Consider the following 13,674-nt stretch of genomic DNA (forward strand, 5'->3'; position numbering starts at 1 on the left):
TTCCTCCTTAATCAAGTACAGTGAATGTAAGCTTTAAACTTACCTCACCACTTGAATTGACTTTTAAAAAGTCGAAACCGTGCATTTTATCGGTCTTCCATTGTCCGTTTTTTAGATTAATTTTTTGTTGCCAGCTAATCATAGCGACATCATCTAGGCGAATGATAGCTTCACCTGTATTGGGTGGATAGTGCCTAAACTGTAACTTAACACCACGAGGTGGGAGTTCTTTAGGCCCAAGAGTAAGTTCATCTGAAGGTAAACTAAAATCATAGCTAAAAGCGTGCCATGGCTGATCGCCTCCTTCGCTGACTGGAACTATGTTTTCTGCAAAGGTAAGGTCATCGATTTCAGTGGTATAGGTCAGTAATGCCTCGAATTGTCCACCATTTTCAGACTGTAAATAGGTTAGTAATGAAAAGTCTTTACTGAGATCAAGCTCGCCTGCTTCATCGGTTAATTCCATGACTCGCATTGTATGTCTAAATGGAATAATAGAAGGGGTATTATCAAATCTATCACGCGTTGAGCACAGAGCCTGCAAGCCATTAAGTGGCTTATCAGTGCAAGGTAAAACACTTTCACTGCTGTGATCCCATCGACTTACTTCAAACGCTTCGGTGTCATTGTCCCAATCTTCAAAATCACCAAACACCATAATATCACGGCCAAGTAAAAGGTTATCAAGCGCTTCATTGTTCACTTCAATAGATGAAACATAGGCTGCTGAAGATGGCGAATACTGTCTTAAATCGATGATGTCTGTAGTCGCGTCAATATCAATGGTCACTTGCTGAGATTTTTTACTTGCTTGATTAGCTGTAAAGTATATCTCTGCGTAGTTTTCACGGGGGATAAGGGTAATATTATCATCAGAAAGCTCAGCGATTCTTCTCAATAAATAATGACTTAAAAAACCGTTTGTGAATCGAGGCTTATAGTCCTCTAAATATATTGGGTAGGCAAAGCCGCGATTAATAGTTTGGCTTTGGGTATCAAGATCGAGCATGACAGCAAGACCCAATAAGGTGTCAAGTCTAGGCTGGTCAAATACAAAATTACCTAAACCTAATATGGCCGGTATTTTATTATATACAGCAAACCCTTGAGCAATATGAGGATGATGGCCAATTAATAAATCGGTGTTCTGCGAAGAAAGAACCTTAAATCGGCTACCTATATAGGGTGAAGGCGTATATGAGTATTCATCGCCACCATGCATTTGTGCGATTACAAAATCATTAGGATCAAGTTGCTCAAGTACTGCTCTAACTTCTTCTGAGTTAGTCAAATCCGCAGCCCCACCTTTATTCGCATCAGCGACATACGTATATTGGTGCTCTTTTCCCGTAATTGTGGTTGCTGCAAAAAGTGTTAAGTTAACATCTTCAAGGTTATGTGAGACAGTTTTAAATGCTTCAGAGTCGTTAAGGCCTGCACCGCTATTAAGAAATCCTGCACTTGAGACTTCAAGCAAGGTATCTTCAAGGCCATTTTGCAAATAGTCATAGATGTGATTATTACCGAGGCCGACATAATCAATGCCAATTTCAGTTAGGCTTTGCAATGATTCTGGTAATGAAAAGAAACTGAACTCTTTGGTTGGGTGTACATTCGTTGGCATTGTCGTCACTGGCGACTCAAGATTGACTGATGAAAAGTCAGCAGCCCTAAACAGTGCTGCCACTTGGTTGGTAATCGCAATACTGTCTTCTCGCGCTGAGTCAGGTCTAATTAGCGCATTACTAACATCAGGTACTGATGTACCCATGGTGTCTAACTTGGGGTCTAGAAAACGTCGACCAAACATTGTATCACCTGCAAATAGCAAACTCTTTGAGTTAGCAGGCTTTGTTTCTAACTGAATATGGGAAGTGAAAAAGTTAGGCTGATTTACTAAAATGCTCGCTTTAGGGAAATAGCCTAGTTGTGTAATGAAAATTGCATGGTTACCAAATGAAAGGTTATTGATAGAGACTCGTCCATTTACATCAGAGAGATACTCTTTAGCTGCTACAGAAACAGTTACATGACTAAGAGGCGCTTGATTCTCATCTGTTATAGTAAATTCGACGTCAGTAGAACCAGCAATTAATGCTTCACGGTCACTAATTGAATCTTGCTTTTGTTGTTGTGGTTTATCTTCATTGGGGTCTTTTACTTTACATGATAATAAAGTTGCGCAAAGAATTAACACCAAAGAATTAATAACTATTCTCAATTAACACCTCAAGCTGACACCTAGTTTAGTTTAAATAGGTCAAAATTATTACGGTCATTTTATAATTGCGTAGGGGTGGGAACAACACGTCTAGGGCTCTGAAAATTCAGATATTGCAGTCAAAAACGGTAAAAATGAGAAGCGTTAACTAAATAAAAATTAAAAACTAATGATATAAAATGGTTTATTTTTGAGGTGCAACCTAAATTCATTAGTTGGTCAGAGAGGATACACTAAGCTAGTTTTTAATATGGAATTGGCTATGAGAATTAAATAAAAAAGGCCAATATATGGCCTTTTTGTGCGTATGGGCTTTCACAAAATGAAAGTTAGAATTTGTATTTAACACCGAACATAGCAACAACTGGGTCGATTTCTACAGTTGAAGTTAATGCTTTTGCGCCGTCAGCATAAACTGTAGCGTCTGTATCGATGTCGATTAGTGAAACCATGCCATGAAGGCCCCAGTTTTCACTCATCATGTAGTTAAAACCAGCTTGAGCTGCAAAGCCAAATGAATCATCTAGTTTAACTTCTACATCGTCAGTACCTAGTGTTGCTTTTAAAGCTGCTGAAGGTTTCTCATCAAAGAAAGTTGTATAGTTAAGACCAACACCCACAAATGGACGGAACTTATAAGTTGAGTCTAAGAAGTGGTATTGCGCTAAAAGTGTTGGTGGTAAATGTTTGATTGTCGCAATTTTGTTACCTGCTAAACCACCAGCACCTTGAACATCATGACTAAAAGGTGTTGCTGCTACTAATTCAATTACCCAATTGTCATCAAGCGCATAATCTACAGTAATACCTAATTGAGTATCATCATCTGCACGTAGACCTAATGTTGGTGCTTCATTGATTTTTGAACTGTCGTTATCAGGGTTTACATTAATTGCACCTACGTTCACGCTTAAGTTTGCGTTTGCAACAGGAGAGAGTGCTAATAGTGAAGTAAGTAATGCAATGCTTAATTTAGTTTTCATGTTGTTCTCCGCGAACTACTTGTCTTATTTGGTTGACGCTATTATTACCAAGTTGAAGCGGACAAAACCTGTTCTAGATCAAAGTTTCAAAAATGTTTGAACTAAGTGAAGGCATTTATTGATTTAGATTAAGTTTTTAAGCGGGTACAGCAAAAAAAAGATTGACTCTTATTGACTCTATATTCATTTACGGCTGGTAAACTAACGTTGTTATTTGCTTATTAGGTGTTTTTCATGGCTGATCCCCAGCATTTATTTCTTCATGGCTCGATTTCAAAAGCGCTACTTAAATTAGGTATCCCGATCATCTTAATCAATATTTTGCAGTCGGCTTATCAGCTGACCGATGCATTTTGGGTAGGACGTTTAGGGGCAGAGCAAGTAGCTGCTGTTTCTGTCAGTATGCCTGTTACTTTTTTAGTGATTGCTATTGGCTCTGGGTTGGCTATGGCGGGCGCTATTTTATCTGCTCAATATATGGGAGCTGGCCAGCAAGATAAGGTAAATCATGTTGCTGCGCAAACCATGTTAATGGTGACAATAACCGCAGCCTTACTTGGCTTAATTGGCTATGTGCTATCACCTTACTTTTTGACTTTATTAGGTGTTGAAGAGCAAGTGTTTGGTGATGCCCTTAAATTTATGCATGTATCATTTATTGGCGTTGTGTTTGTGTTTATTTATGCCATGTTTCAAGCTCTAATGCGTGGCATAGGGCAAACCAAGGTGCCGCTTTATATAGTAAGCGGTACTGTATTACTCAATTTTGTGCTCGATCCCTTACTGATTTTTGGTTTTGGTGAGTTCTCTGGCTTTGGCGTAATGGGGGCTGCATTAGCTACACTTATCACGCAAAGCTTAGCGGCTGCAATCGGAGTATGGGTGTTTTTACGTGGCCGTCATGGTATTCAACTTAAACTCTCTAGTTTTAAACCAGACTGGCAATATATGAAGCAAGCCTTCTTTTTAGGGGCTCCTGGATCGGTTGAACTATCAGCGAGAGCATTTGGTTTAATCATTATGTCGTTTTTGGTGGCTAGCTTTGGTACGCATACCATTGCCTCTTATGGTGTAGGATCTAATATTTTGCAAATGGTGATGATCCCAGCAATGGGTCTTTCAATGGCTGTTTCGACCTTGGTTGGTCAAAATATGGGAGCGAGAAACCCACAGCGTGCTGCACAAATAACACGTTTAGCCTCGCTTTGGGGGCTGCTAGGCCTGACATTAGTAGGCGTTATAGCTTATGTATTCGCTGAATACTTGGTGGCTTTTTTCATTGCCGATGATGAATCTGTGATTGCTGGTGGTGCAGAGTTTATCCGCGTTATGTGTTTAACTTGGGGCGGAATAGGCGTACAGCTTTGCGTGGTTGCTGCATTTAGATCTTCAGGTAACATGCTTAATGCTATGGTTGTCTCACTGCTTTCACAGTGTGTTATCCAATTTCCAACAGCGTATATTTTGTCTAAACATACCTCACTTGGACCGCAGGGCATATGGTATTCCTTTGCAATCACCAATGTACTCGTGGCGCTAATTACTTATCTTTGGTTCGCAGCAGGTCGTTGGCAACGAACACAATTAACGAAAGAAGACAAAGAGATTGCTAAGGTGACCCAAGAAACACTCATCGAAGAAGGAAATCATTAATTTAACTTTCACACTGCGGTCATAATCTCTCGTTGTAATAACCCAAGCTTTCTAAATGACTAGGGTTATTATGAGTTTGGTATCAAATGTTGAATTAGTATCACACCCATCAGCACAGTTTGAGGTGGTAAAAGCATTACAAACCTTGATTCGATTTAAATCGGTAACACCTGCTCAAGCAGGCGCGATTGATTGGCTTGAGGACAAGTTAAGCCAATTGGGCTTTGAATGTGAGGTGTTTAGCTTTAATCACGTTACTAACTTAATCGCTAAAGTAACCTTTGGTGATGGGCCTGTTGTTGCTTTTTCGGGTCATATTGATGTGGTGCCTGCCGCTCAAGGTGATTGGCGAGTTGACCCTTTTAGCGGCGAAATAGTTGAAGGCAATATTTATGGCCGTGGTGCGGCAGATATGAAAGGTGGTGTTGCTGCAATGTTTTGCGCAACCAAACGCTTTTTAGCGCAAAATAGCAATAAACGAGGCACATTTTACTGGTTAATAACCTCAGATGAAGAGGGCGAGGCTGAATACGGCTCTTTATTGATTGCTGAGCGTCTAGCCAAACAAGGCGTCGTGCTTGATGGTTGCCTAGTTGGCGAGCCGACGAGTCACTTGCATGTTGGTGATACCATTAAAAATGGCAGACGTGGCGCATTGTCTGCTCGATTATCTATTCAAGGTAAAGCTGGACATGTTGCCTATCCAGAAAACACCATAAACGCAGCGCATTTAAGTGCAGAGGTTGTGAAGCGCTTAACGGCAATTTGCTGGCACAAAGATGAAGCTGGATCGGCAACAACACTGCAAGTGACCGGAATTAATATTGCTAATGTGGTAGATAACCTTGTTCCTGCTCAATGTGAGCTCACTTTTAACGTGCGTTATAGTCATGGCTATAAAAGTAAAGACGTTAAAGAAGAAATTCAGTTTGCATTGGCAGATTTAGCATCACAGCTAACGCTTGTTTGGGAGCGCCCGTGCGAATCATTTTATACCATGCATCAAGCAAGCAATTGCTTATTGCAGCAGCTTGAACAAGCTGTGCATGAAGTAACTGGCAGCTTTCCTATGCTTAGTACCAGTGGTGGCACATCTGATGGCCGCTTTTTTGCTAATGAGCACACGCAAGTGATTGAATGTGGCGTGAGAAACCATACTATTCATCAAGTTAATGAACACGTTCCCATTGCAGATTTAAAAGCCATTGAGCAAATATATTTAGCTGCGCTTAGAAATATATTTAATTAAAAAAAGAAAAAGTCGGCGCGCTTGCCGACTTTTTTTAGTTATTTTATAACGACTATTCGCGTATCTGTCCTAAGTAGCGTTTGGCTTTACTCGCTTTCACTTTATCTAAGTCGACAAGCACTAAACCATCAATGCAGTTATTAAACTCAGGGTCGATACTAAAACTTAAAAATTGTACGCCACCTGGCTCACAAAGTTCTGTATATTGTTTGAATAAGGTAGGGACTTGCGCGCCAATATTGGCGAGTACATGCTTAAGTTCAACAAAATCTTCTTTAATATCATCCCCAGCGAATAACTGAGCACATTGTTCTTTTTGTGATTCGGTATGACGATATTCATTGTTTGGAATTGCTAACACTTGTTTTGCACTATAATAATGCTGGTAATAATGAACGAGTAGCGATTTAGCTTGCTCGGGTAGTGCGTTAGATACACTGACTGCACCAAACAAGTAGCGGTATTGTGGGTAACGATTAACAAAGGCGCCGATGCCGAACCACAAATAGTCTAGGCTCTTTCTGCCCCAGTATTTGGGTTGCACAAAGCTGCGACCGAGCTCAATGCCTTTTTCAAAATACGGATCCATATCATCGCTGTAGCTAAATAGGCTATCAGTATATAAACCTTTGCGGCCATGTTTTTCTATAATATCTTGTGCGCAGGCAAGTCGGTATGCGCCGACTAGTTCAAGTTGCTTAGCATCCCACAGTACGAGGTGTTGATAATCCATGTCGTATTTATCTATATCTCGGCGTTTACCACTGCCTTCACCGACTGCACGAAACGCAATTTCACGAAGTCGTCCTAGCTCACGGAAAATTGGTGAGCTACCACAGTATTGATATAGGTAAATTTTCATACCATCAGAGGTTTCACCCAATAACTCACACTCTTCAATGGCTTTTTTTAGATCTTTTGTCGCTTCTGGGCTTGCAATGGGGGTTTGCGTCTTTAACGGCAGAGGTTTTTTAGTGATAAGTCGATACAGCTGCTTTCTTATAAGCTGGGCTATTTCTTTATCTTTTAAATTCTCAATTAAATATGACTCAGGAGGGATGGATGCCCCAATTTCAAACTCTAGTGACTTCTGTCGCTGTTTAAACATTTCTTTGACTAATAATAAACTAGCTAATGGTTTATAAATCATTGAAGTACCATAAAATAGCGGGCTGTTTTTCGCTTTGATATAAATTGGCAAAATAGGTGCATTGGCTTTTTTTGCCATCCTTAAAAAGCCAGAGTTCCATTTACAGTCTTTTATTCCGGTTGGACTTAACCTTGAAACTTCACCGGCAGGGAAGATTAATAGCGCACCGTCTGATTTTAAATGCTGTTGGATATTAGCAAGCTCTTTCTTTTTACTTGTGCCAGAGAGGTTATCAACGGGAAGAAGTAACGAGTGCATAGGGGTGATTGACATCAGCATGCGGTTTGCAACGACTTTTAAGTCAGGACGCACACTTGATAATACTTTTATCAGCGCTAATGCATCGAGTGAACCAATAGGGTGGTTAGCCACAATGACGACATTACCCTCACTCGGAATATGTTCCATTTGCTTAGGCTTGTAGCGCGTGTCAAAGTCCAGCTCATCAAGTACTTGCTCTACAAACTCTAGTCCTTGTAAGTGTGGGTATGCATCACCAAAGGCAACAAACTCTTGCTCATGTAATAAATAACCCAGACCTTTCTTTACTAAGCCTTTTACTTTTGGTGAATTTTCTAACTGTGGTAAATTTGCTTCTATTACTTTATCAACACTGATCATACAAACCTCAAACATAAACGCATTCAGCGATGAGGTTAGGGTAAGAGTTCGCTGTGACAGTTAGGTTGCAGTTGTGTGACTTTTTAAAGAGCGCTTCGAGTACGAAGCAAAATGGAGAAGACAATGATTTTACTTGTAGCTGTAACTGGCCGAGATTGCAGCCAATTAATTGCCCGATTACAAGCGTTATTACCAGAGGTTGACGTGCAGCTTTGGTCTGAGTGTACTGACTACGAAGCAGTTGAGTTTGTACTGGCTTGGAATGCCCCTGCTGATTTATGGCCTAAGCTGGTAAATTTAAAAGCGGTTTCTTCATTCGGTGCAGGCGTTGATAGCATCGACTTAACGAAGATAGCAGCGCATGTTCCCGTTGTTAGAATTGTTGATGATAACCTTGCAAATGACATGGCAGAGTATGTGTTGACTCATGTGTTAGCACACAAGCTTAGGCTTAAAGAATATTATTTAAAACAATCAGCCTGCACTTGGAAGCCAAAGCGAGCGTATTCACATCAACATGTGGGTATCTTGGGTTATGGCGAACTAGGTAAAGCCTGCGCTAAGCGTTTACTTCGCAACGGTTTTCAAGTAAGTGCTTGGTCTAATAGTGAAAAACATGATTCTGAGGTGAATACGTATTACACGCAGCAGGGTTTATATGAAATGCTTGGTCAAATTGATTTTCTCGTTTGCTTACTTCCACTTAATCAACACACTCAGGGCATTATCAATAAATCACTTCTTAGTAAACTGCAAACCCATGCAGTGCTAATTAATGTGGCCAGAGGCAAACATGTGGTTGATGAAGATTTACTGAGGGCACTTGATAGTGAGCAATTACGAGGTGCAACGCTTGATGTATTTAGTGAAGAGCCCTTACCTAAAACACATCCATTTTGGTCTCATGAAAAGATAACCTTAACGCCTCATTGCGCTGCATTATCAGATTTAGAGTCAGTCACTTTGCAAATTGCGGGTAATGTTAAAAGATTAATTGAGGGTAAAAATCTAATAAATCAGGTTGATAGAACAAAAGGTTATTGACGCATTACAAATTAGTTTAATAAACACCTTGTTAACATCTGTAACTTTGCTATTCTGTTGTTGCTCAATAAAAAAACAATAAAAAGAGGCGTTATGAAATCTAATCAAGGTGGGGCTAAATTTAGCCTAGTCGTAGTGTCAGTTATCGTTCTAGGTGTGTCAGCATGGTTCAATCAAGCTAATGCATCTGAGCAACCAGCTCAGGCCATTGATATTAGCCAATCATAACCACAAATCATTGTCAGCTAGTGCAGCATGTATAATACCAATCCGTAATAATACTTAATCTTTTTGAGGGATTAAACATGTCGCTAACTAGGTTAAAATTTTTCATTTAGAACAACTAAATAACGAAATTTTTGCCTTGTTATCAACGAGGCTATGTTGCCTCAAAATAGACTAATAAATTAAGCGTATTGGTATAAATGCTGCACTTCAATCGCTTATTCAACTAACTTCTTTTTGAATGTATTTCTCTATTCTCGTGTTTTTTCTCGTCTGACTTTTTAATCATTACATACGTTGCACCGCTACCACCATGATGTTTAAGAGCACTATGAAACGCTAAAACGGCTGGAATTTCTTGCAGCCACTTGTTGGTGTAACTCTTTAAAATACCCGGCTGTGATTTATTTTTAATGCCAATGCCATGGCGAATTAGTACAACCCGAATATTTCTTTTATGGCAGTCATCAATAAAGTTAAATAGTGTGCTGCGAGCTCGTTGCAAGGGCTGACCATGTAAATCAAGGGTAGCGTCAAGTTGATATTTAGCTAAGCGCAGATTTTTATATACTTGGCCTTGTACGCCATCTTTTTTAAATGCCAATATGGCATGAGGATCTAACAGCTCGACGTATTCACTACGTAAATAATTTTCATCAATTGCTAAATCACACTCTGCGGCTTTACGTTTTTCTTGTTGTGCTAACGAAGGACCTTGCTTTTTGGAATCAAATTGAACTGTGTCATGTTCAAGAGGTTTGACGTCTTCCATTGATGAGAGAAATAAGTCGAAGTCGTTTAATGACATAAGGTACCTCCAAATTATTTATATACGCCGTTTATGGTATCTCAGTTCAATTATTTTGTAAGTAAAAAAAAGCCCAAACAGAAGGCTGTTTGGGCATAAAAGATGATAGATGGGATAGCCTTTTCTATCAATTTATCTTAGGAGAAGATTAACCTTGATTGATATTCAATTGGCCAAATGTGTAGACCTTGAATAAATAAAATGTGTTGATCAACACCAAGCTCATATTCGAGATAACGCTTGATGACATCAGATCTAAACTAAACGATAAAAATAATAAACTACACGCGCTAATTGCCGCAAAACGCAGTAATGTGAGCTGGTTAATAAAAAATGCACCTAGCCCTAGTGCAAGTAATGTAAAGTTTAAAAGCCAATCTAGCTCGTTTAGCATGGTCGTATCTGATCGTGTCTGTGTTGAAAAAGGAGCGCCATTATGGTGATCTTTTACACAGCTTTCAACCAAGTAATTTTTAATTTTCGGATTAGATTTTTTAATCTATTAATAGCTTTTTCATTGCTGCAATAAAACCGCTTTGTTCTGTTACACGATACTTCTGACAAGTATCTGGTTTATGCTTATCTTGGCATAAGTATATAGTGTTGCGGCTTAGGTCTGCGCGCGGGCTGAGGCTTGAATCAAATAAGTTTGCACCATAGCCAAAAACACCTGGCCAAAATACACTTTGTGAGACCATACCAAGCTTTTCATAAGTGATTAACATCGGTTTTGGTGTAATTAATAGAATTAATACAACAGCTGCGAGTGCGTACCAACGTGTTTTGCTTTTTTTAAGTTCTACTTCAGGGGCTGTTTGTTGCGCTACTTGTGCGCGAGCTTGTTGTTGATTTGACGGTCTTTGACGCTTGGCTTGCGTTGGTTTTTTTCGTTCAGGTGTTTTACCAAGCAAAGATTGTTTTTTTATTTTATTAGACATAAAGCTTATCTGGCCTTTTAAATGTAGGTATCTATAATGAGATTATAACGAAGTTTTTGATATAATAGTCAAATTCAAATCACTTATAGGTTAAATGCGTTACACTCTTGAGTGCAATGAGTGTTTATCTTCATAGTTTAAGAGGAATAGTATGGATACGCAGCTTTCAATTCTTATTGTGGACGACGTAGGCACGGTTCGCAGTTTTTTAAATCAAACATTAATGCACCTAGGTATAGACAATGTGCGTGAGGCTTCTACGGCCGCGCAATGTTTAAGCGCATGCAAAGAAAAAGAATTCAATATTATCTTTTTAGATATTGAATTACCTGATGGTGACGGTAAAGAGATTATCTCACAAATCAATGAAATTTCGCCTGAAGCAAATGTGGTCATGGTTTCGGCCCATTCGACAGTAGAAAATGTTAAAGAGGCGATCGAAAAGGGGGCTAAAGGATTTGTTGTTAAACCTTTTACACCTAAGAAAATTGCAGCGATGCTGAAGAAGTTTTACCCTGAGCTGGAAATTGTCTAGCTAATTAATTTAATGAGGTAAATTGAGCGATTACTTTGTTAAATTCTAAATAAAAAAAAACCGGCATAAGCCGGTTTTTTATATATTCATCAAAAACAAATTATAGCGCTTTGATTTTAGCTGCTAAACGGCTCTTATGACGAGCTGCTTTGTTCTTGTGGATTAGACCTTTAGTTGCGTAACGGTCTAGGATAGGTGTTGCAACAGCGAATGCTGCTTGTGCAGCTTCTTTGTCGCCCGCTTCAATAGCAGTAACTACTTTTTTGAAGTAAGTACGCATCATTGAACGACGGCTTGCGTTATGTTGACGATTTTTTTCGCTCGTAATAGCGCGTTTTTTTGCAGACTTGATGTTAGCCAAGGTTTGCTCCTAACAATCTTAAAATAAGCTTAATTTAAAGGCCGTGGAATATGCCTGTTTTTATCATGAATGTCAACGAAATTTTGACATCTCAAGAAAAACTGCTCCTTATAACGAACATCAATTTGCCGCTTTAGCAGTTAATATCGCCATTGTAACAAAGGGTCGGGTTCGAGCCTAGTGCTTTAAAGATATTTTAGGCATAATCACCCATCTTAGAGGTTTTTTTGATAATAGGTTTAAGGTGGCAAAAGGATTATTTCGTTCTGGGATGATTGTCAGTGCAATGACAATGATTTCGCGTATTTTAGGATTAGTGCGAGATGCTGTTGTAGCGAACCTGCTTGGCGCCAGTGCCGCTGCAGATGTATTTTTGTTTGCCAATCGTATTCCTAACTTTTTAAGACGTTTGTTTGCCGAAGGTGCATTTGCACAAGCCTTTGTGCCGGTTTTATCTGAAATAAAAGAGCAACAAGGTGATGACAAAGTCAGGCTGTTTGTTGCTCAAGCTGCTGGCACTTTAGGAACTATTTTATTAATTGTTACCTTGTTTGGGGTCGTTGCTTCCCCTGTCATAGCAGCCCTATTTGGCACTGGCTGGTTTATCGATTGGTGGCAAGGAGGCGAAAATGCTGAAAAGTTCGTACTTGCCAGTGCGCTTTTAAAACTGACTTTCCCGTATTTATTTTTTGTAAGTTTAGTTGCCCTTAGTGGTGCGGTAATGAACGTATATAATCGTTTTGCTGTTGCGGCGTTTACTCCAGTGCTGTTGAATATATCGATCATTAGTTGCGCTATCTTACTTCATGATAAATTTTCGGTAGGGGCATATGCGCTTGCTATCGGCGTGTTTGTCGGTGGTTTAGTGCAGTTGCTATTTCAATTGCCATTTTTATACCGTGCACGCATGCTGAGCCGCCCAAAGTGGGGATGGCAAGATGAAAACGTTAAAAAAGTCCGAAAACTAATGCTTCCTGCGTTGTTTGGTGTTTCTATCAGTCAAATAAATTTGTTACTCGACACCATGATTGCCTCAATGTTGATGACAGGCTCTATCGCTTGGCTTTACTACTCAGACCGTTTAATTGAGTTTCCTCTTGGCTTATTTGGTATCGGTATCGCAACGGTAATTTTGCCGGCACTGTCAAAGTTGCATAGCACCAAAAGTACTAGAGATTTTCAGCTGACCTTAGACTGGGGAGTACGGTTTGTTATATTTTTAGGTTTGCCTGCCATGTTTGGTTTAATGGTGATAAGCCCGCTAATTATTACGGTTTTATTTGACCATGGCGCGTTTCAGGACGGTGAAATTGATCATGTGAAAGCGGTAAGTTACGGTGTGATGGCCTATTCTGTGGGATTGGTTAGTTTCATGTTGATCAAGGTGTTAGCACCCGGCTTTTACTCTCGCCAAGATACTAAAACCCCCGTAAAAATAGGCATTAAAACACTCGTGTTGAATATGGTGTTTAATATTATGCTAGCACCATTTATCGGTTATTTGGGGTTAGCGTTGGCAACAGCGATGTCGGCCAGTTGTAATGCTTATTTGTTGTATCATCAACTGCGTAAAGAAGGGGTCTATCAGTTTTCAGTGATGAGTTTAGGTTTTACATTTAAGTGTTTGTTTTCAAGTATATTAATGGCTGCTTCGGTGTGGTTTGTTGGTCAGCAATTTGCGTGGAGAACATGGCACTTTACTGAGCAAGTGCTGCTGTTGAGCGGGTTATTAGTGTTGGCGGTTTTTGTGTACTTTGCGGCCTTATTCATTTTAGGTGTGCGACTAAATACGATAAAAAGTGTTGCAACTACTGAATCAAACTAAAAAAAAGATTATAATCGGCGTTTCAAGCTCGATATCAATGTTTTGGGCTCGCTTATAAAGG

At 39.6% G+C, this 13,674-nt stretch carries 13 protein-coding genes; 6 read left to right on the forward strand and 7 right to left on the reverse strand.

All coding sequences use genetic code 11. The annotated features are described in order from the left end of the window. Positions 1-7: 7 nt before the first annotated feature. Together HCZ11_RS11560 and HCZ11_RS11565 are read right to left on the reverse strand one after the other, a co-directional pair. Positions 8-2,221: a CapA family protein gene (locus tag HCZ11_RS11560; protein WP_167658475.1), complete on the reverse strand. Its 2,214-nt coding sequence runs from the start codon at positions 2,219-2,221 to the stop codon at positions 8-10. A gap of 329 nt (positions 2,222-2,550) precedes the next feature. Beyond that, the gene (locus HCZ11_RS11565; protein ID WP_130051927.1) at positions 2,551-3,204 is read right to left on the reverse strand and encodes an OmpW family protein; all 654 of its coding nucleotides are present in this window, start codon (positions 3,202-3,204) and stop codon (positions 2,551-2,553) included. A 234-nt stretch (positions 3,205-3,438) separates the two neighbouring features. On the opposite strand from HCZ11_RS11565, the gene HCZ11_RS11570 reads away from it, so the two are divergent. Together HCZ11_RS11570 and dapE are read left to right on the forward strand one after the other, a co-directional pair. Beyond that, positions 3,439-4,857, forward strand: a complete 1,419-nt coding sequence (locus tag HCZ11_RS11570) for an MATE family efflux transporter (RefSeq protein WP_167658476.1) — start codon at positions 3,439-3,441, stop codon at positions 4,855-4,857. Positions 4,858-4,927: 70 nt separating this feature from the next. Further along, positions 4,928-6,106, forward strand: coding sequence for a succinyl-diaminopimelate desuccinylase (gene dapE / locus HCZ11_RS11575; RefSeq protein WP_167658477.1), 1,179 nt, complete (start codon positions 4,928-4,930; stop codon positions 6,104-6,106). Between the two features lie 52 nt (positions 6,107-6,158). Here the strand turns inward: dapE and HCZ11_RS11580 are convergent, their stop codons facing one another. Next, positions 6,159-7,877: a lysophospholipid acyltransferase family protein gene (locus tag HCZ11_RS11580; protein ID WP_167658478.1), complete on the reverse strand. Its 1,719-nt coding sequence runs from the start codon at positions 7,875-7,877 to the stop codon at positions 6,159-6,161. Between the two features lie 123 nt (positions 7,878-8,000). Between HCZ11_RS11580 and HCZ11_RS11585 the strand changes: the two genes are divergently transcribed. Together HCZ11_RS11585 and HCZ11_RS19725 are read left to right on the forward strand one after the other, a co-directional pair. Continuing rightward, a complete protein-coding gene (locus tag HCZ11_RS11585) occupies positions 8,001-8,921 on the forward strand; it encodes a glyoxylate/hydroxypyruvate reductase A (protein WP_167658479.1) in 921 nt (306 codons plus the stop codon). Positions 8,922-9,014: 93 nt separating this feature from the next. Continuing rightward, positions 9,015-9,149: a hypothetical protein gene (locus HCZ11_RS19725; protein ID WP_256854724.1), complete on the forward strand. Its 135-nt coding sequence runs from the start codon at positions 9,015-9,017 to the stop codon at positions 9,147-9,149. A gap of 223 nt (positions 9,150-9,372) precedes the next feature. Here HCZ11_RS19725 and smrA read toward each other — a convergent pair whose 3' ends face one another. The 3 genes from smrA to HCZ11_RS11600 form a co-directional block, all read right to left on the reverse strand. Further along, complete coding sequence (gene smrA, locus HCZ11_RS11590) at positions 9,373-9,954, reverse strand: DNA endonuclease SmrA (protein ID WP_167658480.1); 582 nt, start codon at positions 9,952-9,954, stop codon at positions 9,373-9,375. Positions 9,955-10,102: 148 nt separating this feature from the next. Then, entirely contained in the window at positions 10,103-10,348 is a 246-nt protein-coding gene (locus HCZ11_RS11595) for a hypothetical protein (protein WP_036969134.1), read from the reverse strand. Positions 10,349-10,448: 100 nt separating this feature from the next. Then, a complete protein-coding gene (locus HCZ11_RS11600) occupies positions 10,449-10,892 on the reverse strand; it encodes a hypothetical protein (RefSeq protein ID WP_130051922.1) in 444 nt (147 codons plus the stop codon). A 151-nt stretch (positions 10,893-11,043) separates the two neighbouring features. Between HCZ11_RS11600 and HCZ11_RS11605 the strand changes: the two genes are divergently transcribed. Further along, entirely contained in the window at positions 11,044-11,427 is a 384-nt protein-coding gene (locus HCZ11_RS11605; protein ID WP_054561914.1) for a response regulator, read from the forward strand. Positions 11,428-11,527: 100 nt separating this feature from the next. Here the strand turns inward: HCZ11_RS11605 and rpsT are convergent, their stop codons facing one another. Beyond that, entirely contained in the window at positions 11,528-11,788 is a 261-nt protein-coding gene (rpsT, locus tag HCZ11_RS11610) for a 30S ribosomal protein S20 (protein ID WP_054561913.1), read from the reverse strand. A gap of 244 nt (positions 11,789-12,032) precedes the next feature. Here rpsT and murJ point away from each other — a divergent pair, with 244 nt between their 5' ends. Next, positions 12,033-13,613 carry a murein biosynthesis integral membrane protein MurJ gene (gene murJ, locus HCZ11_RS11615; protein ID WP_276319779.1) on the forward strand — a complete coding sequence of 527 codons (1,581 nt, stop codon included), beginning with the start codon at positions 12,033-12,035 and terminating at the stop codon, positions 13,611-13,613. Positions 13,614-13,674: the final 61 nt, after the last annotated feature.

It is taken from the genome of Pseudoalteromonas sp. HF66, assembly GCF_011806445.1.
Lineage (GTDB): Bacteria > Pseudomonadota > Gammaproteobacteria > Enterobacterales > Alteromonadaceae > Pseudoalteromonas > Pseudoalteromonas apostichopi.